Annotated in this window: 18 protein-coding genes and 1 pseudogene; 18 read left to right on the top strand and 1 reads right to left on the bottom strand. The window is 66.4% G+C overall.

Annotation, left to right across the window (positions count from 1 at the left end; translation table 11 throughout):
- Nucleotides 1-896: 896 nt before the first annotated feature.
- The 15 genes and pseudogenes from AB2385_RS03175 (at nucleotide 897) to proC (ending at nucleotide 21,528) form a co-directional block, all read left to right on the top strand.
- Nucleotides 897-2,474 (top strand): peptide ABC transporter substrate-binding protein, encoded by a 1,578-nt coding sequence (locus AB2385_RS03175; RefSeq protein ID WP_367653476.1) that lies wholly within the window; start codon nucleotides 897-899, stop codon nucleotides 2,472-2,474.
- A 354-nt stretch (nucleotides 2,475-2,828) separates the two neighbouring features.
- Nucleotides 2,829-3,299 (top strand): DUF523 domain-containing protein, encoded by a 471-nt coding sequence (locus AB2385_RS03170; RefSeq protein ID WP_367653475.1) that lies wholly within the window; start codon nucleotides 2,829-2,831, stop codon nucleotides 3,297-3,299.
- 46 nt (nucleotides 3,300-3,345) lie between these two features.
- Nucleotides 3,346-4,401 carry a M20/M25/M40 family metallo-hydrolase gene (locus tag AB2385_RS03165; RefSeq protein WP_367653474.1) on the top strand — a complete coding sequence of 352 codons (1,056 nt, stop codon included), beginning with the start codon at nucleotides 3,346-3,348 and terminating at the stop codon, nucleotides 4,399-4,401.
- On the top strand, nucleotides 4,392-5,420 hold the full coding sequence (locus tag AB2385_RS03160) for a M42 family metallopeptidase (RefSeq protein WP_367653473.1): 1,029 nt from the start codon (nucleotides 4,392-4,394) through the stop codon (nucleotides 5,418-5,420). Before AB2385_RS03165 ends, AB2385_RS03160 begins: the two co-directional genes overlap by 10 nt.
- Nucleotides 5,417-6,424 (top strand): M42 family metallopeptidase, encoded by a 1,008-nt coding sequence (locus AB2385_RS03155; protein ID WP_367653472.1) that lies wholly within the window; start codon nucleotides 5,417-5,419, stop codon nucleotides 6,422-6,424. The genes AB2385_RS03160 and AB2385_RS03155 overlap by 4 nt, the downstream gene beginning before the upstream one ends.
- A gap of 653 nt (nucleotides 6,425-7,077) precedes the next feature.
- Nucleotides 7,078-7,554, top strand: a complete 477-nt coding sequence (locus AB2385_RS03150; RefSeq protein WP_367653471.1) for a CHASE3 domain-containing protein — start codon at nucleotides 7,078-7,080, stop codon at nucleotides 7,552-7,554.
- 51 nt (nucleotides 7,555-7,605) lie between these two features.
- Nucleotides 7,606-7,791: pseudogene (locus AB2385_RS03145) on the top strand (HAMP domain-containing protein); the annotation flags it as partial.
- A gap of 379 nt (nucleotides 7,792-8,170) precedes the next feature.
- Nucleotides 8,171-8,782, top strand: coding sequence for a methyl-accepting chemotaxis protein (locus AB2385_RS03140; RefSeq protein WP_367653535.1), 612 nt, complete (start codon nucleotides 8,171-8,173; stop codon nucleotides 8,780-8,782).
- A gap of 296 nt (nucleotides 8,783-9,078) precedes the next feature.
- Nucleotides 9,079-9,795, top strand: coding sequence for a twin-arginine translocase subunit TatC (gene tatC, locus AB2385_RS03135; protein WP_367653470.1), 717 nt, complete (start codon nucleotides 9,079-9,081; stop codon nucleotides 9,793-9,795).
- A 133-nt stretch (nucleotides 9,796-9,928) separates the two neighbouring features.
- Nucleotides 9,929-11,383: an aldehyde dehydrogenase family protein gene (locus AB2385_RS03130; RefSeq protein ID WP_367653469.1), complete on the top strand. Its 1,455-nt coding sequence runs from the start codon at nucleotides 9,929-9,931 to the stop codon at nucleotides 11,381-11,383.
- A gap of 371 nt (nucleotides 11,384-11,754) precedes the next feature.
- Entirely contained in the window at nucleotides 11,755-13,293 is a 1,539-nt protein-coding gene (locus AB2385_RS03125) for an N-6 DNA methylase (RefSeq protein ID WP_367653468.1), read from the top strand.
- Entirely contained in the window at nucleotides 13,290-14,477 is a 1,188-nt protein-coding gene (locus AB2385_RS03120; protein ID WP_367653467.1) for a restriction endonuclease subunit S, read from the top strand. The genes AB2385_RS03125 and AB2385_RS03120 overlap by 4 nt, the downstream gene beginning before the upstream one ends.
- Before the next feature lies 1 nt (nucleotide 14,478).
- The gene (locus tag AB2385_RS03115; RefSeq protein ID WP_367653466.1) at nucleotides 14,479-17,880 is read left to right on the top strand and encodes a DEAD/DEAH box helicase family protein; all 3,402 of its coding nucleotides are present in this window, start codon (nucleotides 14,479-14,481) and stop codon (nucleotides 17,878-17,880) included.
- Between the two features lie 761 nt (nucleotides 17,881-18,641).
- Nucleotides 18,642-20,333: a ribosomal protection-like ABC-F family protein gene (gene abc-f / locus AB2385_RS03110; protein WP_367653465.1), complete on the top strand. Its 1,692-nt coding sequence runs from the start codon at nucleotides 18,642-18,644 to the stop codon at nucleotides 20,331-20,333.
- Between the two features lie 349 nt (nucleotides 20,334-20,682).
- A complete protein-coding gene (proC, locus tag AB2385_RS03105) occupies nucleotides 20,683-21,528 on the top strand; it encodes a pyrroline-5-carboxylate reductase (protein WP_367653464.1) in 846 nt (281 codons plus the stop codon).
- A gap of 52 nt (nucleotides 21,529-21,580) precedes the next feature.
- On the opposite strand, the gene AB2385_RS03100 is transcribed toward proC, so the two are convergent.
- Nucleotides 21,581-22,903: an amidase domain-containing protein gene (locus tag AB2385_RS03100; protein WP_367653463.1), complete on the bottom strand. Its 1,323-nt coding sequence runs from the start codon at nucleotides 22,901-22,903 to the stop codon at nucleotides 21,581-21,583.
- 227 nt (nucleotides 22,904-23,130) lie between these two features.
- On the opposite strand from AB2385_RS03100, the gene sleB reads away from it, so the two are divergent.
- From sleB to AB2385_RS03085, 3 genes are all read left to right on the top strand, one after another.
- Nucleotides 23,131-23,832 carry a spore cortex-lytic enzyme gene (gene sleB / locus AB2385_RS03095; protein WP_367653462.1) on the top strand — a complete coding sequence of 234 codons (702 nt, stop codon included), beginning with the start codon at nucleotides 23,131-23,133 and terminating at the stop codon, nucleotides 23,830-23,832.
- Between the two features lie 17 nt (nucleotides 23,833-23,849).
- Complete coding sequence (gene ypeB, locus AB2385_RS03090) at nucleotides 23,850-25,256, top strand: germination protein YpeB (RefSeq protein WP_367653461.1); 1,407 nt, start codon at nucleotides 23,850-23,852, stop codon at nucleotides 25,254-25,256.
- A gap of 343 nt (nucleotides 25,257-25,599) precedes the next feature.
- Nucleotides 25,600-26,688, top strand: coding sequence for an acyltransferase family protein (locus tag AB2385_RS03085; RefSeq protein WP_367653460.1), 1,089 nt, complete (start codon nucleotides 25,600-25,602; stop codon nucleotides 26,686-26,688).
- Nucleotides 26,689-26,973 lie beyond the last annotated feature (285 nt).

The raw sequence follows: 26,973 nt of genomic DNA, 5'->3' as shown, positions 1-26,973 counted from the left end.
TCTGGACGCGCGACTGCCCCGCCCTCCCGGCGGGGCAGTCAGGTTGGTGACGCAGGTCGCACGATGCCTGCCATGGTGGATCTCACCGTCTGGGTGTCGATGTACGGCCCCGGGGCGTTCGTCGGACAGGGAAGCGCCGGAAGCTGGAAAACCGTGTGTGAAACCCTCCCAACTCATTCTTGCGTCTGCACTACACCCTGGGGGAGAATCGCACGGGGTTCCGGCTTCTGCTCATGTCTGAAGGCGGGCTGTGCTGTGTCAGTGCCGAGGGCGGCGATCGCGATCGCCGGGGGCGCCGGTTCCGGCAAGACGTCCACTGCCAGGCGCATTTCGGCCGCGTTCCCGGATGACGTGTCGCTGTTGCCCCACGACGCGTACTACAGGGACAACTGTCGCCCCGGCGGCCTGGCTGACCGAGCGGCTCGCGACCCGACGCAGAGAGCGGAGAGTCAACGAAGGTTGACCTCCGCCTTCCTTGTTTGCTGACTCACCGCGGGGGCGGGGTGAGAATAAATCCTCTTGTGCAACATTATTCCGCACGGAGGAGATTGGTAGAATCGGACCGAACTGTTCCCGTTGTTTCACCAGGCAAAGCATTAGGGGGCAAAAGAATGGCCCTGCTGCTGAACTGGTGGAACGTCTCTATATATAATTAAGGGTCTTTGACCGTGTCGGCGTCAGAACGAGGAGGTGAACCAGAGACAGCGGCTTCGAAAGCGTCCGTGACCCTGGAACCATTCGCAAACCAGACACAGAGAGAAATGCGCTGAGGGAGGTTACACACAATGCGTCGTTTCGTCGCAGGGATGCTAGCTGTCGTGATGCTGCTGGCGGTCGGTTGTTCCGGTGGCGGGTCCGCACAATCGGGCTCGTCGGCGGATGAGCAGGTTATTCGCATGAACATTGGCACCAATCCGCAGACGATAGACCCGCGGGTCAGCACCGGCTTTCCTGAGTCCCATGTAGAGCTCGCTCTGTTCGAGGGCCTCATGCGGCTGAATGACCAGGGGAATGCCGTTCCCGCCGCTGCGGAGAAGGTCGACGTCAACGAGGACAACACCGTCTTCACCTTCCACCTCCGTGACGGCCTGAAGTGGTCCAATGGCGACCCGCTGACCGCCGAGGATTTCGTCTGGTCCTGGAAGTCCACCCTCGACCCGCTGCTCGCCTCCGAGTACGCCTACCAGTTGTACTACATCAAGGGCGCCGAGGAGATGAACACCTTCACCAGCGACCCGAAGTGGGCGAACGCCTCCGACGAGGAGATCAAGGCTGAGTTCGAGAAGCTGGCCGCGAACTTCGGTGCCGTGGCCCTCGATGACAAGACCCTGCAGGTCACGCTCGTGGCCCCGACCCCGTACTTCCTCTCCCTGACGGCGCATCACACCTACTACCCGGTCCACAAGGCCAGCGTCGAGGCCAACCCGGACGGGTGGTTCCGCGATCCCGAGACCACGGTCGGGAACGGACCGTTCAAGATGGTCAGTTGGACCGACAAGGACAAGGTCGTCGTCGAGAAGAACCCGAACTACTGGGATGCTGACAACATCAAGCTCGACCGGATCGAGTTCTACCTGATCGAGGAAGAGTCCACCGCCACTACGATGTGGGAGAACGGCGAACTGGACATCGTGCAGGCCGGCGTGAACACGGCGGAGCTCGACCGCCTGAAGGAACAGTACGGCGAGAACGGGACCGGCGAGCTGAAGATCCTGCCTGACATGGCCTTCTACTACTACATCTGCAACGTGGAGAAGGAGCCGCTGAACGACAAGCGGGTCCGTCAGGCGCTGGCCTACGCCATCGACCGCGAGGCTATTGTTGAGGAGATCACGAAGGGCGGCGAGCCCCCGGCCCGCTCGCTGGTGCCCGAAGGCATTCCGGATCCAACCGGCTCGGCGAACGATTTCCGCAAGAACGCCGGCGACCTCTTCACCGAGGACGTGCAGAAGGCGCAGCAGCTCCTGGCGGAGGCCGGCTATCCCAACGGCGAGGGCTTCCCGAAGCTGACCATTCTGTATAACAAGTCTGAGGCTCACCAGAAGATCGCCGAGGCCATCCAGGAGATGTGGAAGAAGAACCTGAACATCGACGTCGAGTTGACGAACCAGGAGTGGGCCGTCTACCTCGACAGCCGCAACACCGGCGACTTTGACATCGCCCGGGCCGGCTGGATGGGCGACTACCTCGACCCGATGACCTTCCTCGACATGTGGGTCACCGGCGGCGGCAACAACGATACCAACTGGGGCAACGCCCAGTACGACTCGCTGGTCGAGTTCGCCAGGAAGAGCGCAGATCAGAACGAGCGCATGAAGGCCATGCACGAGGCCGAGGCGCTGCTCATGGACGAGATGCCGATTATCCCGATCTACCACTACACCCGGATCGTCTTGGTCTCCAAGAACGTTCAGGGCTGGTCGATGCCGGCCACCTCGCCGCTCAACCTGCGTAACGCGAGCATTACGAAGTAATCTGTAGGACGGAGCCCCAGAAACCGGGACGGTGCAGGAAGCGCCACCGTGGCTCACCCACTGCCCCGCCCTCGCGGCGGGGCAGTTTGCATGCGATTCGCCGACTCGCCGTACCAGGGTGACGGCATCCATCCAGACGGTTGTCCATACCCGGGTGCCCCGCAGGCCCTTTCCGTCTCCCACGGGACCACGCATGGGCCATCCCGTCCGGTTCGCCGGTGACGGCGAGACTGGTTGTGGAACCAGATCTTGACGTTGTAGGGAGACCGGGGGGCGCACGGAGGCACAGGTAGGAGATTGGCCGACTCGCTTCGAAATCGGTGCGGGAGACTAGGGCGGGAGGAGATGAACCCCATGATCCTGGTCAGCGCCTGCCTGGTCGGCTGCCACTGCCGGTACGACGGAGGCACCAAGGAGCGGCCCGACCTCGTGAAGCTGATCCGGCAGGGCCGGGCGGTGCCCGTCTGCCCCGAGCAGATGGGCGGCCTGCCTACGCCCCGGGTGCCGGCGGAGATCGTCGGCGGCGACGGGGAGGCGGTGCTGGACGGCCGGGCCCGGGTGGTCAACTCGGCCGGCGACGACGTGACGGCCCAGTTCCTGGCCGGGGCCCGGGAGGCCCTGCGCATGGCCGAGGCCGCGGGGGCGAGCGTGGCGATCCTGAAGGAGCGCAGCCCGTCCTGCGGCAGCGCAGCCATCTACGACGGCACCTTCAGCGGGGCGACCGTGCCCGGCGCCGGGGTGACCGCGGCCCTGCTGCGGCGGCACGGCGTGCGGGTCTACTCCGAAGAAACCTGGGACGGGGGCACAGGAAATGCGCACACCTGATGGCGAATCCAATGGCATTACCTTGGAAAGAAGGGACGATACCGCGTTGGATCTCACCCAACATCTGGCCGAACTGACCCGCCTGAGCAGCATCACCGGGCGGGAGCGGGCGGTGGCCGAGTACCTGCTCACAGCCTGGGCCCCGCTGGTGGATGAGGCCCGGCTGGACCGGCTGGGCAGCTACATCGGCCTGAAGCGGGGCGAGGGACCCGAGCCCCGGCCGCGCGTGGCGGCGGTTGCCCACATGGACTCCATCGGCGGCGTGGTGACGGAGATCGAACCGGGCGGCTTCCTCCGCTTCAGCCCCGTGGGCGGCGTGGACCGCCGGCTCCTGATGGCCCAGGAGATGGAGGTTCACGGCCGTCGGATCATTCCCGGCGTGGTGGGTTCCAAGCCGCCGCATGTGACCAGCCCCGAGGAGCGCAGGCGCCTGGTGCCGGTGGAGGAGCTCTACATCGACACCGGCCTGCCGGAGGAAGAGGTGCGGGCGCTCGTTCAGGTGGGCGACCCGGTGCTCTTCCGCTACCAGTTCCGGGTGCTCCAGAACGGGCGCATCTCCAGCCGCTACCTCGACAACCGGGCGAGCCAGGCCGCCCTGGCCGTGGCCCTGGAGGAGCTGAAGACGCTGCGCCACCGCGCCGACTTCTACGCCGTCGGCTCGGTGGGCGAGGAGTTCGGCGGCTATCCCGGGGCGGTGGCGGCCACGTACGCCCTGCAACCCGACATCGCCATCGCCGTGGACGTTACCTTCGCCCGCCACCCCGGCAGCGAGAAGGACGCCTTCCCGCTGGGCGGGGGGCCCACCATCGGGGTGGGGCCCAACTGCACGCCCAGACTGGTGAAGCTCATGCGGCAGGTGGCCGAAGAGGTGGGGATCGACTATCAGCTGGAGGTGATGTCCGGCCCGTCCGGCACCGACGCCTGGGGCATGCAGGTGGTGCGGGGCGGCGTGGCCACCGGCATCCTCTCGATCCCCCTCCGGTACATGCACACGCCGGTGGAGCTGGTGGACCTGGCCGACATCCGGCAGGCCGGCCGGCTCCTGGCCCGGGTGGTGGCCCGGATCGATCAGGCCTTCGTGGAGGAGTTGCGATGCTACTAGAACGCCTGTCCAACGCCTGCGGCGTCTCCGGCGACGAGGGCGAGGTGCGCGCCCTCCTGAAGGAGGTCCTGGCGCCGCGGGTTGACGAGATGTGGTCCGACCCCATGGGCAACCTGATCGTCCGCAAGGGATCGGGGCCCGTGCGGGTGATGCTGGACGCCCACATGGACGAGGTGGGCTTCCTGGTGGGTTCGATCACCGATGACGGGTACGTGTCGCTGAAGAAGGTGGGCGGCCTGGACGACCGGGTGCTCCCCGGCCGGCAGGTGTGGCTCACCCACCGGCGCATCCCCGGCGTGATCGGCGCCAAGGCCTGGCACCTCTGCAGCGACGAGGAGCGCCGGAAGGTCATTCCCTTCGACGAGATGTACGTCGACCTGGGCTGCCGCTCCCGGGCGGAGGTGGAAGCCCTGGGCATCGAGCCCGGCGAGCCGGTCTACTTCGCCACCCAGTTCGAACTGTTGGGCGACCGGGTGGCCAAGGGCAAGGCCATGGACGACCGGGTGGGCTGCACGGTGCTGGCCCGGGTGCTCCTGGAGTACGACTTCCCCGGCATCACGCTGCTGGGGGCCTTCACCGTCCAGGAAGAAGTGGGGCTGCGGGGGGCGAAGGCGGCGGCCTTCCACCTGAAGCCGGACGTGGCCCTGGCCCTGGAGGGCACGGGTTCCGCCAACGTGGCCGGGGTTGACCCGTTTGATACCATCACCAACATGGGGGAGGGGCCGGTGATCTCCCTCATGGACGCCGCCGGCATTCCGCACAAGCGGGTGTGGGAAGAGCTGGTCCGCCTGGCCCGCGCGCATGGCATCCGGCACCAGTTCCGGCGCCTCACCTCCGGCGGCACCGACGCCGGTACGATCGCCCTCGCGCGGGAGGGCGTGCCGGCCTGCACGATCTCGGTGCCCTGCCGCTACATCCATACCAACGCTGCCCTCTGCCACCTGGACGACGTGGACGGCGCGGTGCAGCTGGTCCGGCGATTCCTGGAGAGCGTCGAGAAAGGGGACTTCCGCCCATGAGCGAGAAACTGCTTGAGCGCGTGCAGCAGCTGGCGTCAATCTGGGGCCCTTCGGCCCGGGAGCAGCGGGTGGCTGACGCCCTGCGCGCCCAGATTGCACCGTACGTGGATGAGGTGCGCGCCGACCGGTTCGGCAACCTGCTGGCCGTGCGCAACGGCGCACCGGGCGGCCGCCGGGTGCTGATCTCCGCCCACATGGATACCCCTGGAGCCATCGCCCTCAACGTGAGCGACAAGGGGCTCATATACCTCGCCCCCGTGGGCGGGCTGAAGCCGCATCACCTGGTGGGGAAGCGGGTCGTGTGGGGCAGCGGCGCGGTGGGCGTGCTGCAGGCCGAGCACGGCGAGGAGCCGAAGGACCTCACGTTCAAGAAACTCTTCTGCGACATCGGTGCGACGTCCAGGGAGGAGGCCCTGGAGCGGGTTCCTCTCGGCGACATGTGCACCCTGGCTGGGCCCGTCGAGGCGTGGGACGACCTGCTCGTCGGCCCCAACCTGGACAACCGCCTCGGCTGCGCGGTCCTGCTGGAGGTGGCGGCGCACCTGAAGGAGACCGCCCACACGGTGATCTTCGCCTTCACGTCGCAGGGCGAGGTGGCGCCGCGCGGGGCCGCGGTGGCGGCCTTCGGTGCCGAGCCCGACGTGGCCGTGGTCGTGGACTCGGCACTGAGCGGCGACCAGCCTGGCGTCCGGCAGCTGACCACCCGCCTGGGCGGCGGTCCGTCCCTGCGGCTGAAGGACTCGGTGTACGTGGCGCACCACGGCCTGGCGGAGGAGATCGCAGCGGTGGCTGCAGCCGAGTTGATCCCGCTGCAGCGCGCGGTGAGCCCCACCGACAGCGAGGGGCGCGTCGTGGCCTCTGCCGGCGCGGGCGTGCCCACGGCGGTGGTCGACATCCCGGTCCGCTACCAGGGCACGGGGGCGGAGATGGCCAGCCTCCGCGATGCACATGGCGCGGCCGACCTGCTCCTCAAGCTGCTGGCCCGTCCGTTGGAACTGGGTTAGCGGTCGGATCAAGAGGGAACAGCACCGGGCACCCGGCGGTCTTGCCGCCGGGTGCCCGCTGTTATGCGACTGGCCTGGGCCCGCGTGGCCAGGTCCGCCGTCTCCGTTCGTCTTGTGTTCTGGCAGGGCCTGAACAGGCCGGGTGCGCGCATTTCTGCATTTCATCGGCGCATCCGGGCGCTGCGGACAGGCACACGGCCGTAAGGTTGCCGCGGGCTCAAGAGCGAAAACCGTGGTCCGGTACGCATCGGGCCACGGTTTTCCTGTGGCGGGCAGCAGCGGGGAGGGAGTCTGCGGCCGCCGGCGGCGGAGAGCGTGTGACTGCACCTGTCCATTCGCACTATGTCCGGCGTGTGGTAGGGACTGTTAGGCCCGATGGTCACAATTAGGTATGACTTTTCCTCCGTCATCATCCTTGACCAAGTTCTTCCTGGCCGTCTACGATAAAGATCACTTCACCATAAATGTACATATTAACTACATAACAGATTATGGACTAAGTAAGGGAGGTCGCACGCCATGGACTAGCGTGGTCGGAGAGGGACTGCACCTGCCAAGCGCCGGCGGCGCACGGACGAAGCATCTTCACCAGGCCATTCCCGGTTCTCTTCTACTGTCGATGCGTCACACCAACATCTGCAGGAGGTACAGGTATGCGCTTGCTGAAGCGGCTGACCATCTTTACCAAGGTTCTCGCGGCGCCCCTGCTCGTGATCGTGATGCTCGGAGCCGTCGGTACGTTCACCATCAGCTCCCTGGGCGATGTGGTGACATCCGTGAACGACCTGGGCCGACGCTCCGTGCTGCTCCAGGGCAGTCTGCACGTGAAGGCGGACTTCCTGCAGCAGCTTGCTTACATCCGAAATTACATCCTTTTTGGTGACAGTACGTCTCTGGATAAGATTGAAGACGCCCAGACCAGGGTATATGCGACGCTCGACGACATGTACGCACACGCCCAGTCCCAGGAGACGTTCGGGCGAATTCAGAAGCTCAGATCGTTGCAGGAGCAATATGACGCCGTACTCGACTCGGTCGCGGCGCAGGTGCGCAGCAAGGACACGCAGTCCGCCACCGCCATCCTGCAGTCCCAGGGAGTCCCTCTGATGGAGTCGATCCTCGAAGAGTGAGAACTGGTCGTGGAACGCCAGACGCGGCTGGATACAGAGGAGCGCGCCACGATGCTCGCAGATGCACAGCGGATGCGGATCACCATCCTGGTGACGGTGGGGCTGGCCCTGGTGGGGGGCGTCGTCCTGGCCGTCGCCGTGGCGCGGGCCATCGTGAAGCCGGTGCAGAAGCTGGCAGAGGCCGCCGGCCAGATGGCCGCCGGGAACCTGGGGATCAGCGAACTGCAGGTGACGTCGGAGGACGAGGTGGGCCAGACGACACGGGCGTTCAACAAGATGCTGGCCAGCCTGCGGGACGTGGTGCAGGGGATCCACCAGACCTCCGAATCGCTGTTCACGGCATCGCAGGAACTGTCGTCTGCGGCGGAGCAGGCGGCCGCGGTGCGGCAGAAGGAGATGGCCGGTGCGCTGGATGAGATGACCCGGGCAGCGGTGTCCACCGCCGAAGAGGCGGCGCAGGCTGCGGAGCGGGCCCGTTCGGGCGCCGATGTGGTGGAGCGCACCCTGCAGGCGCTGAGGCAGGTGGGAGACGCGGTGAGCCAGGCGGCCGAGCGGATTAAGGAACTGGAGCGGCTGTCAGGGCAGATCGGCTCCATCACGGACGCGATCTCGGGGGATTGCGGACCAGACCAACCTGCTGGCGCTGAATGCGGCCATCGAGGCAGCACGGGCGGGGCAGCACGGGCGTGGCTTCGCCGTGGTGGCGGAAGAGGTGCGCAAGCTGGCGGAGCAGTCGGCGGCATCGGCGGGGCAGATTGCGGCGCTGATCCGGGACATTCAGACGGGTACCGCCGAGGCGGTGAAGGCGATGGCCCTGGGCACCGAGCGCGTGGCGGCGGGCAACGAGCTGGCGGCGCAGGCGGGCGAGGCACTGCAGGAGATCCTGCGGGTGGTGCAGCAGTCGGTGGCCGAGGTGGAGCGGATTGCGCACACGGCAGAGCAGGTGAAGGAGAGCTCTGCCCAGGCGGTGCAGACGTTTGGTGCGGTGGCGGCGATGACGGAAGAGAACACGGCGGCGAGCGAGGAGATGGCGGCCAGCGTGGTGGAGGTGACGGACGCGGTGGACCGCATCGCGCGGCTGGCGGAGGAGAACGCGGCGGCCGCGGAGGAGGTGTCGGCGTCGGTGGAGGAACTGACGGCCGCCGCGGAGCAGACGGCGACGTCGGCCAAGGGCCTTTCGGACATCGCCGCCCAACTGCAGGAGCGGGTCAGGCGGTTCCATCTGTAACCTGGCGACGGCCCGCGGCGCAGAACCGCTCGGCCGGCCGATTGAGCCCGAAGGGCCGCTCCCTGTGGGGGGGCGGCCCCTCGGTGTCTCCGGGAGGGTAGCGGTGGTGGCCTCGCGGCGCAGCGGGCCGGACTGGGACCGCTGCTCCTGGGTGGAGTGACGCTGCGTGGCGCCGGCCGGCGGGTGGCAGGGGCATCCCGCGATGGTTGACGCTTGGTGCACGGGCGGGCTACACTTCAGATGTAGGCGGACGCGCGACCGCGTGGACCGCCGGGGAGAGTGGGGAGTCAGGCTACATGGAAGACAAGGAGCAACCCTTGGTCGAACACCTGGCGGAGCTGCGGGAGCGCATCATCAAGTCGCTGCTCGCGGTGGCCGTGGGGGTCGTGATCGCGCTGTTCGTCTCGCAGCCCATCTTCAAGGCCATCATGGACATGGCCCGGGCCGACGGCGTGCAGCTGGTCCAGTATACCTTCGCGGATACGTTTCTTACCCAGTTCAAGCTGGCGATCTTGCTGGGAATCGTGCTCGCCTTTCCGGTGGTGGTCTACCAGGCGGTCGCCTTCATCCTGCCCGCCCTGAGGCCCAACGAGAAGCGGGTGCTCTACATCGGCCTGCCGTTTGCCACGGGGCTTTTCCTTCTGGGCTGGGCGTTTGGCTGGTTCGTGGTGGTGCCCATCACCAAGCAGTTCTTCATGTCGATGGCCGCGACCGCCTACGTCGCGCAGATGATTACGCCCAGCGCCTACCTCTCGTTCGTCCTGGGCATCTGCAACCCGCTGGGGATCGCCTTCGAGCTGCCCCTGGTGGTGCTCATCCTCGCCCGGCTGGGGCTGGTGACTGCCCAGTTCCTGGCCCGGGTGCGCAAGTACGCCTTCCTGGCGATCATGATCCTGGCGGCCGTGCTCTCGCCGCCGGACGTGATCTCGATGCTGATCTTCCTTGTGCCGCTGTACGGACTCTACGAACTGGCGATCATTTTGGCCCGGTTCGCCGCGCCGAAGAACCCGTAGGCGCGCGGCCAGCGCTTTCGACCTCGCCGCATGGACGGGGCCCTGAATCACTGGTCGAGGGCGGGAATGACAGCCCGCCCGTTGCAACACCATTGGCGCAGGTATGGCCTAGCATGCGATGGAGGGATGGCAGATGGATTTCAGCCAGTGGACCAAGCAGCTGATCGGCGGCAAGTGGCGTGAAGGCAGCAGCGAGCACGTGTACACCGATCGGAACCCGTATACCGACGAACCGCTCCTGACGATTCGCATGGCGACGCGCGCAGACCTGGACGAGGCCTATCGCGCGGCGCAGGCGGCGCAGCGGGAGTGGCAACGCGTGAGTCCCTTTGAGCGGTCGGCCATGATGAACCGGGCGGCGGAGGTCTTCGCCCGCCACCGCGACGACATCATCGAAACCCTCCAGGTGGAGACCGGGAGCACCTACGTGAAGGCCTGCATCGAGTTCGACTCCATCATCGGCATGATGCGGGAGGCCGCCACCTATCCCCTCCGGATGCAGGGTCAGATTGTGCCTTCCATCATCCCGGGGAAGGAGAATCGCATCTTCCGCGTGCCGGTGGGGGTCGTGGGCGTCATCGGCCCCTTCAACTTCCCCATGTTCCTGGCCATGCGGGCGGTGGCCCCGGCCCTGGCCTGCGGCAACGGGGTGGTGGTGAAGCCGGCCAGCGACACCCTGGTTGCCGGCGGCCTCCTGATCGGCAAGCTCTTCGAGGAGGCAGGCTTCCCGCCCGGGCTGCTCAACGTGGTGGTAGGCACCGGGTCTGAGATCGGCGATGCGTTCGTGGAGCACCCGATTCCGGGCGTGATCGCCTTCACCGGCTCCACCGAGGTCGGCCGTCGGGTCGCCGAGATCAGCGGCCGCATGCTGAAGCGGGTGGCCCTGGAGCTGGGCGGCAACAACGTCCTCATCGTGTTGGAGGACGCGGACGTGGACAAGGCCGTCCGGTCTGCCACCTTCGGCAAGTTCCTGCACCAGGGCCAGATCTGCATGGCGCTGAACCGCATCATCGTGCACCGGAAGGTCTACGAGCCGTTCATTGAGAAGTTCCGGAACGCCGCCAGCCGCCTGAAGGTGGGCGACCCGCGGGAGAAGGATACCGTCGTCGGCCCGCTGATCAACCGGAAGCAGGTGGACCGGATCCTCGACCTGATCCACCGCAGCGTGGAGCAGGGCGCCCGGGTTGTGCTGGAGGGCAAGGTAGAGGGGAACCTGATGAGCCCCTACATCCTGGCCGACGTCCGGAACGACATGCCCATCGCCCGGGAGGAGATCTTCGGCCCGGTGGCGGCGATCATCCCGGTGGAGAGCGAGGAGGAGGCCATCCGGGTGGCCAACGACACGGAGTACGGCCTGAGCGGCGCCGTCCATGCCGGCAGCCTGGAGCACGGCGTCGAGGTGGCGATGCAGATCCATTCGGGCATGGTGCACGTAAACGACCAGAGCGTGAACGACGAGCCGCTCATCGCCTTCGGCGGCGAGAAGGCCTCGGGCATCGGCCGCTACGGCGGCGAGTGGGCGCTGCACGAATTCACGACGCTGAAGTGGATTTCGGTGCAGCTGAAGGAGCGGGAGTATCCGTTCTAGCAGTGGGCTGTGGGTCGTGGGCGGTGGGAGGGGAAGTGGGTGGTGAGCGGTGAGTGGGCATGTGCTTACCGATCGCCAGCCGCTCACTTCCCCTGCTTGCGGCCCATCGACAGAACCGCCGTTTCGATGGCTCTGAGCCCGGCTTGCAAGGGACTGACGAGCAACTGAGCTTGAACCTGCTCAGCCTGCGCATGAGATGACCCCGGCGGTCCGCCGGGGTCATCTTGTAGGGGTTGACGCGGCGACAACGGGGGTCTGCCGCACCAGGGGAGGGGAGCAGGGCAGAAATCGAGAACATATGGAGGGTGTTGGAGCATCCATCTTAGTGATACGCACTGGAACTACTACACTTGTGGGGAGTCTGCTCACGCATGCTGACTGGCGAACTGCGCAATCAGATTGACCGCATTTGGGACGCCTTCTGGTCGGGCGGCATCTCGAACCCCCTGGAGGTGATCGAACAGATCACCTACCTGCTTTTCCTGCGCCGGCTTGATGACCTGCAGATCCTTGAGGAGAACAAGGCCCGGCGGCTCAAGCGGCCCATGGAGCGGCGAATCTTCCCGGAGGGGACCGACGCCAAGGGCCGCCCGTACGACGACATGCGCTGGTCCCGCCTCAAGCATTTCGCGCCTGCTGAGATGTATGAGGTGATGTCGGAGCACGTCTTCCCCTTCCTGCGTGCCCTGGGCAGCGAGGGCTCCACCTACGCGCGGCACATGAAGGACGCGCGCTTTACCATCCCGACCCCGGCCCTTCTCGCCCGGGTGGTCGACATGGTGGATCAGGTGCCGCTGGGCGATCGGGACACCAGCGGTGACCTCTACGAGTACATGCTCTCGAAGATCGCCACTGCGGGGCAGAACGGCCAGTTCCGCACGCCGCGGCACATCATCCAGTTGATGGTGGAGATCGCCGCCCCCACGCCCGACGACGTGATCTGCGACCCGGCCAGCGGCACCTGCGGCTTCCTGGTGGCTGCGGGGGAGTATCTGCGGAAGCATTATCCCGAGATGCTGCGGGATGATGCCAAGCGGCAGCATTTCCATAACTCCATGTTCCACGGTTTCGATTTCGACCAGACCATGCTGCGCATTGGCAACATGAACATGCTGTTGCATGGAGTGGAGAACGCCCGGGTCGAGTACCGCGATTCGCTGAGCAGCGACAACGCCGGCGAAGCGGAACGCTACACCCTCATCCTCGCCAATCCGCCCTTCGCCGGATCGCTGGACTACGAGAACTGCGCCAAAGAACTGCTGCAGGTGGTCAAGACCAAGAAGACCGAGTTGCTCTTCCTGGCGCTCTTCCTGCGGCTTCTGAAGCCCGGTGGCCGGGCTGCGGTAATCGTCCCCGAGGGCGTGCTGTTTGGCTCGTCCAAGGCGCACAGGACGATCCGCAAGGAGTTGGTAGAGGGGCACAAGCTGGAGGCGGTGATCAAGCTGCCCAGCGGCACCTTCAAGCCGTACTCGGGCGTATCCACAGCTATCTTGGTGTTCACCAAAACGAACTCGGGCGGCACGGACTACGTGTGGTTCTACGACGTGCAGGCCGACGGCTGGAGCCTCGACGACAAGCGGCAGCCGCTGCTGCCGTTGGAGAAGCTGGGGCCGGTGCCCGAAAGCCCGCTGACGCCCGAGGAGCACGAAAAGAACAACCTGCCCGATGTGCTCCGGCGCTGGAAGGAACGGAAGGGGGCTGAGCGGAAGCGCCCGCGCACGGCCCAGAGCTTCTGTGTGCCGAAGGATGAAATCGCGGAGCAGGGGTACGATCTCAGCCTAAACCGGTACAAGGAACTGGAGCACGAAGAGGTGGAGCACCGCTCGCCGCAGGAGATCTTCTCCGACCTCGCCCGGCTGGAGGAGGAGATTCAGCAGGGGCTGACAGAGTTGAGGAGGATGCTGGGATGAGGGGATGGAGACGGACCCGGTTGGGGGATTGTTGCCAGATCGTGTCCGGTGGTACTCCTCGCACAAACTGTCCCGATTACTGGGACGGAGATATTCCGTGGGCAACGCCCAAAGATCTCAGTGAGCTATCGGGTCCTTATATCACCGACACTCAACGCAAGATTACACGTGCTGGGCTGGACAGTTGCGCCGCAGAAATACTCCCACCGGGATCGGTTCTCTTTAGTTCGCGCGCTCCGATTGGCTACGTAGCAATTAACACGGTGCCTATGGCCACTAACCAAGGGTTTAAGAGCCTAGTCCCGGATCCGAAACAGGTAGACTCGAAGTTTCTGTATCACTGGTTGCGGAGGAACCGACTGTACCTAGAGAGTCTGGGAAGAGGTGCAACTTTCAAGGAGATCTCGAAGGAGGTAATGGCTGCGGTCGAGATTTACCTGCCACCGTTAGATCAGCAAAGGCGGATCGCGGAGGTGCTCGACCGGGCCGAGGCCCTCATCAACAGTCGGAGGAAAAGTCTCACAACACTTGATGGACTCATTAGAACTCTATTTGTGGACTCGTTTGGGGACATCGCCATCAATACCAGGCGATGGCCGACGATACGTCTCCAGGAACTGTTAACTGCGCCGCCGCGGAACGGGGTATCACCGGCTAAGGGCGGTACGGCCAACTACAACGTCTTAACCCTCAGTGCGATTACGGGCAGTGAATTTGACGTCACTGCCGTCAAAAACGGTAGCTTCGTATCGATTCCAGGACCACAATACATGGTTGATGAAAATGATTTCCTGATCTGCCGGGGAAACGGAAACCTGGACTTGGTAGGCAGAGGGCACTTTCCGCCTTATTCCATGCCTGGCGTAATTTTCCCGGACACCATGATTGCTATTAGGCTTTCTGCTGACCTGGTAGACAAGGTGTTTTTTGAGCAGATGTGGAACTCGCCGTTGGTTCGACACCAGATCGAACTGCTAGCGAGAACTACCAACGGCACATACAAGATCAATCAAACCATGTTAGCAGATATTACTTTGGTTGTTCCCCCCATCGAGCGACAGCGCAAATTTGGGGAGCAAGTTTCAACCATTCAACAGTTGAAGTCGAAGTACCGCACGTCGTTGGTCCAGTTCGAAGCCCTGTACGCCTCCCTGCAGCACCGTGCCTTCAAAGGGGAGTTGTAACATGAGCAACTTCGCCTTCCTGGCCGAAGAGTGGCCCGACCTCTTCGAAAACGCTCAGCGGGCGGAGTCCCTCGTCAACAGCGACCCTCGGGCCGCGTGCTTCTACGCGCGGTACACGCTGGAGCGGCTCGTCCACTGGCTCTACCGGTATGACTCTTCTCTGCGCCGGCCGTATCAGAGCAACCTGAGCGCGCTGATCCATGAGCCCACCTTCAGGGAGACCGTCGGCAACAAGATCTTCTACAAGGCTCAGCTCATCATGCGCCTGGGCAACGAGGCCGTGCACGAACCGGGCCCCGTGGACAAGCGGGACGCCCTGCTGGCAGTGCGTGAGCTGTTCCACGTGACCTACTGGCTTGCCCGCACCTACGCCCGGGGCGCCAGGCCCGATCCGTCGCTCTCCTTCGACCCCAGTCTGCTGCCGCCCGCTCAGGCTGTTTCCCCGCAGTCCCGGGAGGCCCTCGAGCGGTTGGAGGCCGAGCTGCGTGAGCGGGACGAGCAGCTGGCCCAGCTGCAGGCGGACAGGGATGCCCTGAACGCGGAGTTGGAGCGGCTGCGGGCGGAGATCGCGGCCGCGAAGCGGGCCAATGAGGCGCAGCCCGATCTACACGACTACTCCGAGGAGGAGACCCGCGACGCCTTCATCGATCTGCTGCTCAGGGAGGCCGGCTGGGCGCTCGATCAGCCCCGCGACCGGGAGTTCCCTGTGGAGGGTATGCCAAACGAGAGTGAAGAGGGTTATGTGGACTATGTCCTTTGGGGGGCCGATGGCTTGCCGCTTGCTGTGGTCGAGGCCAAGAGCACTCGCAAAGACCCGCGAGTTGGCCAACAGAAAGCCAAGCTCTATGCCGACTGTCTGGAGCGGCAGTTTGGCCGCCGTCCGGTGATCTTCTACACCAACGGGTACGAGCACTGGCTCTGGGACGATACCATGTACCCGCCCCGGCGCGTGCAGGGGTTTTACACACGGGACGAGTTGGAACTCCTCATCCAGCGCCGGACCAGCCGCAAGTCGCTGCGTGAGGCGCCGATCAACACCGACATTGTCAACCGCTACTATCAGATCCGCGCCGTCCGTCGGGTGGGCGAGGCCTTTGAGAGCGACAAGCGGCGCAAGGCCTTGCTCGTCATGGCCACGGGCTCCGGCAAGACCCGTACTGCCATCGCGTTGGTAGACCTACTCATGCGCTGCAACTGGGTGAAGCGCGTGCTTTTCCTGGCTGACCGGCTGGCGCTGGTCAACCAGGCCGTCGGCGCGTTCAAGAAATACCTGCCCGATTCCGCACCGGTCAACCTCGTAACGGACAAGACCACCGAAGGTCGGGTTTACGTCTGCACCTACCCGACCATGATGAACTTGATCAACGAGAAGAAGGACGGGCAGCGCCGCTTCGGTGTGGGCTATTTCGACCTTGTCGTCATCGATGAGGCGCACCGTTCTGTCTTTCACAAGTATCGGGCGATCTTCGAGTACTTTGACGCTCTGCTCCTGGGGCTCACGGCCACGCCCAAGGAGGAGGTTGATCGGAATACATATCGCCTGTTCGACCTGGAGGAGGGCGTTCCGACCGACGCGTACACCTACGAGGACGCGGTCAAGGACAAGTTTTTGGTCCCGTTCAAGGCGGTCTCCGTGCCCCTGAAGTTCCAGCGCGAAGGGATCAAGTACGACGATCTGTCCCCCGAAGAGAAGGAGCAGTGGGACCTCATCGATTGGGGTGAGGGGGAGGAGCCCCCTGAGAGCGTCTCGGCACAGGCGGTCAACAAGTGGTTCTTCAACGCGGATACCGTCGACAAGGTCTTGGAGTACCTGATGACCCGCGGCATCAAAGTGGCCGGAGGCGACCGCCTGGGCAAGACGATCATCTTTGCCAAGAACCACGACCATGCCAAGTTCATCGAGGAACGCTTCAACGCCAACTACCCGCACCTCAAGGGCGAGTTTGCGCGGGTGATCGACTTCCAGACCGAGTACGCGCAGAGCCTGATCGACGACTTTTCCAACCCGAACAAGCCGCCGCACATCGCCATTTCGGTGGACATGCTGGACACCGGCATCGACGTGCCCGAGGTTGTGAATCTGGTCTTCTTCAAGATCGTCCGGTCGAAGACCAAATTCTGGCAGATGATCGGCCGCGGGACCCGCCTATGCCCCGACCTGTTCGGCCCCGGCCGGGACAAGGAGTACTTCTACATCTTCGACTTCTGCCAGAACCTGGAGTTCTTCAGCCAGAACGCCGAGACGACAGAGGGGGCGATCGGCGAATCGCTCAGCAAGCGGCTGTTCACCACCCGCCTGGAGCTCATTAAGGAGCTGGACCGGCGGCTGCAGGGCGGCGGCCAGGTCGGGGAAGGCGATGCGCCCTATGGCGGAACGTCCACGCTGGCTGCGGTGCGTCAGGCCAACGCCGAGTTGCTGCGCACGGAGATCGCGTCCATGAACGTCGACAACTTCGTCGTCCGTCCCAAGCGTCGCCTTGTGGAGCGGTACGCGGATGCGGAGGCCTGGGAGTCTCTGAGCCCGTCCGACTATCTGGATCTCAGCGAGGTTGCCGGCCTGCCCAGCGGGCTGGAGCCCGAGCCGGAGGAGAGCAAGCGCTTCGACCTGCTGATGCTGGGCCTCCAGCTGGACCTGCTCCGCGGCAGCCCCCGCTTCAAGCGACTTCAGAGCAAGGTACGGGACCTTGTGGGGCTGCTGGAGGAGAAAGCGGCCATACCCCTGGTTGCGGCGGAGATGGAGCTGATCCTTGACATGCAGACGGACGCCTGGTGGCAAGGTGTCACGGTGGACATGTTGGAGATCGCCCGGCGACGCCTGCGCGGCCTCATCCCCTTCATCGACAGGCAGAGGCGCAAGCCGATCTACACCGACTTCGAGGACGAGATCGGTACGGGGGTCGAGGTGGTGCTGACCGACCTGGGCGGCGGACCTGATCTGGAGCGCTTCCGGGCCAAGGCCCGCCAGTTCCTGCTGGATGTTGCGGATCACGTAACCATTCGGAAGCTCCGTACCAACCGGCCGCTCACCGCTACCGATCTGACGGAGCTGGAGCGCATGATGATGGAAGCCGGAGTGGGCTCACCGGAGGAGCTGGAGGCCGCGAAGGCCGCATCGGACGGCCTCGGGCTCTTCATCCGGTCGCTGGTCGGGCTGGACCGGGAGGCCGCGAAGCGGGCCTTCGCAGACTTCCTCAAGGACTCGACCGCCACGGCGAATCAGATTGAGTTTGTCAACCTGATCATCGATCACCTGACTGACCACGGGGTCATGGACCCCGGGCGGCTGTACGAGTCGCCCTTTACCGACCTCAGCCCTACGGGGCCGGAGGGGCTGTTCTCGCTGGAACAGGTGGATCGGCTGGTCTCGATCCTCCGGGAGATCCGGCAGCGGGCTGTTTCCTAATCCGCGACCGACGGTTCTGACTGCACAGTACCGGGGGGCATTTTCTGGTTGCGGGGGACGGTTGCTTCTTGCTGAACAGTGGCGAACGAAAGAGCGAACACACCGACAGCCTTCGACAGACCGTGCGGTGTGTTCTGTGCTACTGTGCGTATGGGAGCAATCGCAGGCCCGCCTCCGAAAGGAGGATGCCACGTGGTGAAGATCAGCGTGACCTTTACCTTCGAAACTGAGCTCTTCGAAGCTCATCGCGTTCATGCTGACCCTTACCAGGGCATCTCTCCCGCTACCCGGTAGCGGTCGAACCCTCATACAGAGTCCTCGACCGCCGTCTCGAATGATGAGGCGGCAACATGCGGGCTCCGGGGCACTCCTGATCGGAGTGCCCATTCCTCATCTTGTGCCCGCCAAGGAAGAACTTATTCGCGCACCGCTCGTCGCTCAGCGCTCATGGCCCCCCAGCTCCCTTGACTTTCACTTCGCCAACCCCTACACTGGTTACGAAATCTGTTGCCACAGGCGGAGGTACACGACCGTGAAGCGGACGACCGCTTTCTAAGCTGAACACGGCGCTCGCACCACCGGCTGGATGGCCGGCGGACCGGGCGCGGCTTGAAGCGGTCCCGTCACGGTGGCGCCTGTCTGCGCATGTCGCACACTTCGTATTCTACTGCGGAGATCAGGACCACGGGAGGAACCGTGGTCCTGTTTTGTCAGGCCCGTGCACGGGGCCGCCCCGACCATCACGGAGGAGGCGGTTCCCGATGATGATACTGCAAGTCCGCAACCTGCGGAAAGAATTCGCTGACCGGACGGTGCTGGACGGCGTCAGCTTCGACCTGGCGCAGGGGGAGCGGGTCGGGCTGGTAGGGCTGAACGGCTGCGGCAAGTCCACCCTGCTACGCATCCTCGCCGGCGAGCTGGCGCCCGACGGGGGCACGCTCCACTGGATCCACCCGGACATCAGCCGGGGCTACCTCAGCCAGGAGGACCGGTGGGACCCGGACCGGCCGCTGGGCGAGCTGCTGGGCCCGGTGGATCCCGTCCTGCTGGGCCGCTGCGGCATCGACCGGGCCCTGCTCCGCCGCCCGGCCGGCGCCCTCTCGGGCGGGCAGAAGACCCGGGCGGCGCTGGCGCAGGTGCTCGCCGGGACCCCGGAGCTCCTCCTGCTGGACGAGCCCACCAACCATCTCGACACCGAGGGACTGGACTGGCTGCAGGACGTCCTCTGCCGCTACCGGGGCACCGTGCTGCTGGTGAGCCACGACCGGTACTTCCTGGACCAGGTGGTCACCCGCATCCTCGAACTGGAGAACGGCCGCATCCGGGAGTACGCGGGCAACTACACCGCCTACGCCCGGCAGAAGCAGGCTGAGCGGGAGCGGGCCGACGCCGAGTACCGGGAGTACCTGCGGAAGAAGCGGCAGCTGGAAGCCGCGATCCGCCGGGAGCGGGAATGGGCGAACCGGGCCCACAACGCCCGCCCCGACCCCACCGCCAGCCCGTTCCAGAAGGGGTTTGATCGCAACAGTGCCCGCGATCACATGCGGGTGGCCAAGGCGCGGGAGAAGCGGCTGGAGCGGATCAAGGTGGAGAAGCCCCGGGAGCAGGAGCGCGTCCACCTCTCCCTGCGGGGCGGCACCGACGTGGCCCGCAACCTGGTGCTGGCCGAGGGCCTGGGGTTTACCTACGACGGCCGGCGCTGGCTGTTCCGCAACGCTTCCTTTTATGTGCAGCGGGGAGACCGGGTGGCGGTGCTGGGCCCCAACGGCAGCGGCAAGACCACGCTGGTCCGCCTGCTCACCGGGGAGCTGAAGCCCGCGGAGGGGCGCCTGTACGTGGCGCCGGTGAGGGTCGGCTACCTGGCGCAGGAGCTGGAGACCCTGGACCCGCGCAATACGGTGCTGGAGGAGGCCAGCGGTGGCAACCCCGCCGCCGATCAGCCGCACATCCGCACCCTGCTGGCCTGTCTTCTCTTCCGGCGCGATGAAGTGTATAAGCCGGTGGAGGTGCTCTCCGGCGGCGAGAGGGTGCGGCTGGCGGTCGCGAAGCTCCTCCTGGCCGATCCCGACCTGCTGGTGCTGGACGAGCCCACCAACGGCCTGGACCTCGCCTCCCGGGAGCGGGTGGAGGAGGCGCTGGCCGACTACCCGGGCACCCTGATTCTCGTCTCCCACGACCGCTACCTGGTACAGCGACTGGCCGACTGCATCCTGCACGTCGCGGACGGACGGCTCGAGTTCTTCCGGGGAAACTACGCCGAGTTTACCCGGCGGGTCGGGAGCTGGACCGAGACTGCGCGCTCCGCCGCGGAGGAGATTCTGCTGCTGGAGACCCGCCTGGCCCAGCTCAGCGCCGCCCTGGCCGCCCCGCAGGAGGGGGAGGCCGAGGCCTTGCAGGAGGAGTTCATCCGGCTGAGCAGGACCTTGCGCGCTTTAAAGCAAAAAAGGACTTGACGGGGCGACGTTTCACTGGTAAGATGCAGTCAATACCGAAAGGCGAGGATGGGGAACAGTAGAGCGTACCCTCCGCCGGCAGAGAGCCCGGGCCCGCCACCCAGGCGGTGCTGAGAGCCCGGGTCGGCACGAGCCGCTCGAACCCGCCCCGGAGCCGGCGGCGACGAGCCGCCCCGGTCTGGCCAGCCGTTAACCGTGGCCACGGGTTGTCAGACCTGTGCGAGTGGGCCGCAGAGGCGGCCAATGAAGGTGGTACCGCGGAGGCAGCAAGCCCTTCGCCCTTCCATGAGGAGGGCGAAGGGCTTTTGGTTTGAGGCCGGCCGGGCGAACGCTTACGGAGGTGGAGCGGATGTTGACGGGAAACGTGGGCTTCCTGGGGGCTGGCGCCATCGCAGAGGCGCTGATCCGGGGCATGTTGAACGCCGGTATCGTCCGGCCCGAGCAGGTGCTGGTCAGCAACCGCTCCGATCGGGAGCGGCTGGCTTACCTGGCCCGGCGCTACGGCTTGCGCACCGCCGGCAGCAAGGGGTCCGTGGTCGACGTCTGCCAGGTGCTGGTGGTGGCCTGCAAGCCGAAGGATGTGGGCGGGCTGCTGGCCGAGGTGGGCGGGCGCTTCCGGCAGGGGCAGATCCTGCTCTCGCTGGCCGCGGGCATCACCACCCGGTACATCGAGGAGCGGGTGACGCCCGGCGTCGTCGTGATCCGGGCGATGCCCAACACGTCGTGCCAGGTCGGGGAGTCGGCCACGGCCATCTGCGGCGGCCGCTTTGCGACCCCCGAGGCGATGGACTTGGTGACCGCCATCCTGGGCAGCGTGGGCCAGGTCTGCACCGTGCCCGAGGAGCAGATGGACGCCGTCACGGGCCTCTCGGGCAGCGGGCCGGCCTACATCTACCTGCTCGTCGAGGCGATGATCGAGGCCGGCGAGGCGGTGGGCCTCTCCCCGGAGGTGGCCAGGGCCCTCACGCTGCAGACCGTGAAGGGCGCCGCCATGACGCTGGCCGCCACCGGCGCCGACCCGGCGGAGCTCAGGGAGCAGGTCACCTCGCCCGGCGGTACAACGGCGGCGGGGCTGCAGGTCCTGCGGGAGGCGGGCTTCACGCAGGCCCTAGTGCGGGCCATCGCCCGGGCTACCGAGCGCTCCCGGGAGCTCGGCCAGGCGCCGGCCGTGCCCGCCAGCGAGGTGGGGGATTGAGCGAGGTGCCAGAACAAGCGTCGCGGGCCGGAGGGCTTCCCCCGGCCCGCTTCTATTCACGCATCTGCACGAACCAGTAGATCGTCGACTTGTCCCAGCCCAGGTCGAACGGGACATGGTAGCGGTCTACGGTGTGCGAGTTGCCCACCGGGTAGCCCCGGCTGTCGAAGCCCGTGATCAGGGCCACGTGGGCCATCTTCCCCTTGTACTGGTAGGCCAGCACGTCGCCGGGCTTCACGAACGACCGGAAGCCGCTCGGCTTGCCGGCGGCGATCTGCCACACGGTGCCGAAGTCGCCCCTGGCCACCAGGTCGCCGAGGCCGGCGTAGCGCAGGTGGGAGATGAGGCCGTCCACCCGGGTGAAGTAGGGCACCGGCAGGTTGCCGCCGTGGCGCAGGGCCTGGGAGACGAAGTTGGCGCAGTCGCCGCCCTCACCCATGTAGTTCCGGAACTTGGGGTTGTACTTGTTCCCGTTGCCGCAGCCCGCCGCCAGGCCGCAATAGGTGTCGGCATACTGCACGGCCCCTTCCCGGTTGTAGCGGCGCGCCGCCAGTTCCGTGGCGGCCCCGGCGGACGTCCCGACCGCCCCTGCGGCCGCGGCAGCCGCATCCAACGTCCCCGGCCCCCCGGCGAGCGTCCGGCGCGGACCGCCCGCTGCGGGCCTTCGCTTGGGCGTCTCCGCGGGCGTCTCGGTTTCGTCACCCAGCGGGTCGGAGTACCACTCCAGGCCGATGAGCCACCGGCCGTCCGCCGTGCGGTGCAGCTCGATGATGTGGTGGCTGCCCACGCCGAACCGGTTCACGACCTCCTCTCCGGGGTACTGGTAGCCCAGCTGAAGGGTCTGGGCCACGTAGAACCGCGCCCGGTCCTCCGTCACCTTGAGCTCCTTCGCCCAGATGTCGCTCCTGGCCTCGACGAACCGGACCCCCCGCTCCCGGGCCCAGGTCTCTACATACTTGTACTTGGCCTCCTCGTGCGCCAGGGCCCACTGCGCGGTCTTCTTCTCCAGCAGGAAGTCGTCCTGGAGCGGCGGCCCGGCCGGACCCTCGACGAACCGCCGGGCCCTGCGCTGGTAGATCTCCTTGAGTAGCGCCGGAAAGTCGGGCTTCTCCGGTTCGGCCGGCGACTCAGGCACGGGCGCCTCCCCCGTGTGGGAGCCCTGCTCGCCTCCCGGCGGCGCCGGCCGGGTCTCGGACGGCGCGGCCGCCGGGAGGGCGCCGTCGGTTTCGGCGTGGCCGGTCCCGCTGCCGTCTCGGACCGGGAGGATGGCACCGGGCGAGGCCGCACGGGCGGGCGCGGGCGGGTACGCCGCGGCGCCGAGCAGCGCCGCGCTGAGCAGCGCGCAGAAGAACAGACGGGTCCGCCGCTTGAGCACGCGCATCCCCTCACTTGAGCGGTCGTTGGGCGCCACCTGGCAGTGGCATGCTGGCGTTATTCTGTCCCCTTCCGGTGGCCGTCGTGCATCCTGATTCTGTCTTCCGTGATCGTGACCGGGGCCGGCGCGCATCCAGTTTCTGTCGTCCTGCGCTGCACGCAACATAGCACGGGCACCGCGGTGACAGACTAGGGCGCAGACGATCGGTTTGAACGGAGGGAGCAGACGTGCGCAAGGGGATCGCAGCGGTGCTGGTGCTCTGCGCGGCGTTCGTGCTCGGCCCCGGCGGCCTCCTACCCCGCGGGCCCGCCGGCGGCCGCGGGGAGGTGGAGGCGGCCGCCCGGCCTACCCTGCGCCAGGGGGCCACGGGGGACGCCGTGCGGGACGTGCAGCGCAAGCTGAAGGAGTGGGGCTACTACAACGGCGCGGTGGACGGCGTCTTCGGCAGCCAGACCGCCGGGGCCGTGCGCCTCTTCCAGCAGCGCAACGGCCTCACCGTGGACGGCGTGGTCGGCTCGCAGACGTGGGAGGCCCTGGGCTACGGAGGGCAGACCCAGGCGGCCACGTCCCGCCCGGGGGTCAACATCGACCTGCTGGCCCGGGTGGTGCGGGCGGAAGCCGAGGCGGAGCCCTACGAGGGGAAGGTGGCCGTGGCCGCGGTGCTGCTCAACCGGGTGGCCGACCCCCGCTTCCCCAAGACTCTGGAAGGGGTGATCTACGAGCCCTACGCCTTCGAGTCGGTCAGCAACGGGCGCATCTACAGCACCCCGCCCACCGCCGAGGACCTCCGGGCGGCCCGGGACGCCGTGAACGGCTGGGATCCCACCTACGGCGCCGTCTTCTTCTGGAACCCGGCCACGGCCGTGAGCCAGTGGGTCTGGTCCCGGCCGATCATCACCCAGATCGGCAGCCACGTCTTCGCCCGCTGAGAAGGGAGGGGTAGCCCGTGCGTCGCAGCCTTGTGGGCGGCATCGCCGCCGGGGTGATCGCGGCGACCGCCCTGGGCGTGTGGGGCGCCTGGACCGCCCACCTGGTCCGGCAGACCCAGGCCCTGGCGTATGAACTCGAGGCCGAACGGCAGCGCAACTTCGCCGAGATGATCAGCCACGTGGAGGCCATGCGGGGCGTGATGGGCAAGAGCCTGGCCGCCGGCTCCACCCGGCAGAACGCCCTCTACATGGGCGAGGTCTACCGCCGGGCGAGCCTTGCCGCAGCGAACTTCATGGCCCTGCCCCTGCCGGAGGAGCTGGGCGCCGCCACGGGCAAGTTCCTGAACCAGGTGGGCGACTTCGCCTACAGCATTGTCCGCAGCGAGGCCGCCGGCCGGGCGATGGAACAGGCGCAGCGGCAGGAACTGGCCCGGCTGTACCAGGCGGCCACCGAACTCACCGAGCAGCTGCGGCAGAGCGGCCAGGCGGCCCTCCGCGACGGCTTCCGCTTTGCGCAGGCCAGCGCGGGGCTGTCGGACCTGTTCTCCGGGTGGCGGGAGCGGCTGACCCTGGCGCGGCGAAACGCCACCCAGGACCAGTCGGAGAAGAGCCTGCTGCCCGGCGGGCTGGACCAGATCGGGCCCCAGATGGACCAGATGCCGGTGCTGGTCTACGACGGCCCCTTCTCCGACCACCTGGAGAAGCGCATCCCCGCCATGGGCGGCTCGCCGATCACCGCCGAGGAGGCGCAGCGGCTGGCGCTCACCTACCTGCCCGAGGGGGTCTCGGCGACGGTGGTGCAGGTGGACCAGCGGGAGGGCATCCCTCCGGTCTACGCCGTGCGCCTCTCGCCCGGCCAGGGGCAGCCCGCCATCACGGTGGACGTGACCCGCGAGGGCGGCCACCTGGTCTCCTACGTGAACGCCCGGCCGGCCGGGGAGGCGCAGTTCACCCTGGAGCAGGCCCGGGAGATCGGCCTCGCCTACCTGGCGGCGCACGGCTACCCGGCGATGGCGCCCACCTACGGCGAGGTGGTGGACGGTTTCGCCACGGTGCAGTTCGTGGCCGCTCCGAACGGCGTGCTGGTCTACCCCGACCAGGTGAAGGTGCGGGTGGCGCTCGACCGTGGCGAGGTGGTGGGGGTGGATGCGTACGGCTACGTGATGTCGCACCGGGAGCGGGGCGGCCTCGCTCCGGTGGTGACGCAGGAGCAGGCCGCGGCAGTGCTCAACCCCGAACTGGCGGTGGAGGAGGCCCGCCTCGCCCTGATCCCCACCGAGGCGGGCGACGGCGAGGTGCTCGCCTGGGAGTTCCGCGGCAAGCTGGGGGAGGAGACGTACCTGGTCTACGTGAACGCCCAGACCGGCCTGGAGGAGCGCATCCTGCAGATGATCATCACGCCCAGCGGCACGCTGGCCATCTAAGACAGGAAGGGCGCTGCTGGAACGGACAGCCCGGGGAGCCCCCGGGCTGTTTTCGCGCCGCCGCAAACCGATGCCGTACTGCCGGTCTCCTGTGCTGGCCGAAGTTGGAACATGCCGGCCAGACTTTTTTTGCGGAATCAGCAGGCAAGCGATGGCCTTCTCCCGAAGTGTTTACGGTACGCAGTCCGAACACAAGGAGGGCCATCTTTCGTCATGCTTGACGGCAGACTGGTGCGGTTCGCCCCGTCGGGCGGCCGCAGGAACCCACGACCGGGATCGACCGCGCCCGCCGGCGCTCCGGCGCCAGGCCGTGGTCAGTAGCGGTGCTCTGGGAGGTCCTGGCGTGGAACGCAAGAAAATTGTTCCGGAACTGATCATCGTCCGGGCGATCGCCTGCCTCACTGTGGTCCTGATGCACTCGATCACGCTGACCCTCGGTGGGGCCGAGGCGGGACCGGGGTTGACCGCCGTTAGAACCCTGGTGCTCTTCAGCACGCCCGTGTTTGCGTTCATGTCCGCGTTTCTCATCGGCTACTCCAAGCGGAAGCGGACGTACGGCGAGACCATCTGGCTGCGGGTGAAGTACCTGCTCACGCCTTACCTCGTCTTCGCCGCTTTCTACGCCGCCTGGCAGGCCTACAACTGGCACGTTCCCTTCCTCCCGCGGCTCTCTTACAACATCCGGGGCGGGTATCACGGCTACTTCGTGCTCGTGGTGATGCAGTTCTACCTCGTCCATCCCCTCATGAAGCCGCTGATGGACCGCTTCGGGCCCAAGGTGATGCTCACCGCGGCGGGTGTGGTGAACTTCCTCTACCTGGCCGCACTGAACCTGGGCTGGGTGAGCCTGCCGTACCTGGGCTTCAACTGGTACCACCTGCTGCCGGCCTGGGTGTTCTACTACGTGCTGGGCTACTACTCGGGCCGTGAACGGGATGCGTTCCAGGCGTGGCTCGGGCGGTATTGGCCGGGCGCCGTGCTGCTGCTGCTTGCCTCGGCCGCAACGGCCGTCTACTTCACCGAGACCGGCTTCCTGCCCCTCACCTCGCAGCGGTTCGATATCTTCGTCTACGCCGTGGCCGTAATCCTGGTCGGCTTCTGGATCACGGGGCGCTTCCAGCGGGTTCCGGCGCTGCTCAACCATGTGAACCGCGCCTCCTACGGCATCTACCTGCTCCACTGGTTCTTCCTGGAGCTCTTCCTGCGGGTGGCCCGCCCCTTCTTCTACCTGCCTCGGGAGGTCATCATCCTGGCCCTCTGGATGGCGGCCGCGCTGGCTGCAGGGCTGGTCACCTACGCCCTCAACCGCTTCCGCTGGGGCGCCTTCGTGGTGGGCCGGCTCGGCGTGGACGGCCGGGCCCGTCCGGCTCCGGCCCGGGAGCCGGGTGCGGCGGAACTGGCCGCAGCAACCGCCCCGCATGGCCGCCAGTGAACCCGGGGGCGATGGGGGTTGTCCGCGGGCGAATGCTGCGCGGAACGATCGCATACGCTTGACAAGCTGTGCGCAACATGGTACGCTTAGGCACGCAAGTGAAGAGACGGGAACCTCAGAAGCAGAAGCCACCGCTTCTCACCGTACGGCCGGTTGCCAGTACGGTTTCGAGGTCGGGTTGTCGGGTCGTCGCCACATGGCGGCGTAGCCGGTTCAGCTTACGATACGGGTGGCCTTCGGCCACCCGTTTCTGCTGTGTCTCTGCCAGAGGCCGTCCCGGCACAG

The sequence above is a fragment of the Symbiobacterium sp. genome, from assembly GCF_040797425.1.
GTDB lineage: Bacteria > Bacillota > Sulfobacillia > Symbiobacteriales > Symbiobacteriaceae > Symbiobacterium.
The sequence above is the reverse complement of the archived record's forward strand: the minus strand, read 5'-3'. Positions and strand labels throughout refer to the sequence as shown.

Excerpts from the sequence above, each read along its gene's own strand:
- AB2385_RS03175 (WP_367653476.1), top strand. The coding sequence starts at position 897 with ATGAACATTGGCACCAATCCGCAGACGATAGACCCGCGGGTCAGCACC.
- AB2385_RS03170 (WP_367653475.1), top strand. The coding sequence starts at position 2,829 with ATGATCCTGGTCAGCGCCTGCCTGGTCGGCTGCCACTGCCGGTACGAC.
- AB2385_RS03160 (WP_367653473.1), top strand. The coding sequence starts at position 4,392 with ATGCTACTAGAACGCCTGTCCAACGCCTGCGGCGTCTCCGGCGACGAG.
- AB2385_RS03155 (WP_367653472.1), top strand. The coding sequence starts at position 5,417 with ATGAGCGAGAAACTGCTTGAGCGCGTGCAGCAGCTGGCGTCAATCTGG.
- AB2385_RS03150 (WP_367653471.1), top strand. The coding sequence starts at position 7,078 with ATGCGCTTGCTGAAGCGGCTGACCATCTTTACCAAGGTTCTCGCGGCG.
- tatC (WP_367653470.1), top strand. The coding sequence starts at position 9,079 with ATGGAAGACAAGGAGCAACCCTTGGTCGAACACCTGGCGGAGCTGCGG.
- AB2385_RS03130 (WP_367653469.1), top strand. The coding sequence starts at position 9,929 with ATGGATTTCAGCCAGTGGACCAAGCAGCTGATCGGCGGCAAGTGGCGT.
- AB2385_RS03125 (WP_367653468.1), top strand. The coding sequence starts at position 11,755 with ATGCTGACTGGCGAACTGCGCAATCAGATTGACCGCATTTGGGACGCC.
- AB2385_RS03120 (WP_367653467.1), top strand. The coding sequence starts at position 13,290 with ATGAGGGGATGGAGACGGACCCGGTTGGGGGATTGTTGCCAGATCGTG.
- AB2385_RS03115 (WP_367653466.1), top strand. The coding sequence starts at position 14,479 with ATGAGCAACTTCGCCTTCCTGGCCGAAGAGTGGCCCGACCTCTTCGAA.
- abc-f (WP_367653465.1), top strand. The coding sequence starts at position 18,642 with ATGATGATACTGCAAGTCCGCAACCTGCGGAAAGAATTCGCTGACCGG.
- proC (WP_367653464.1), top strand. The coding sequence starts at position 20,683 with ATGTTGACGGGAAACGTGGGCTTCCTGGGGGCTGGCGCCATCGCAGAG.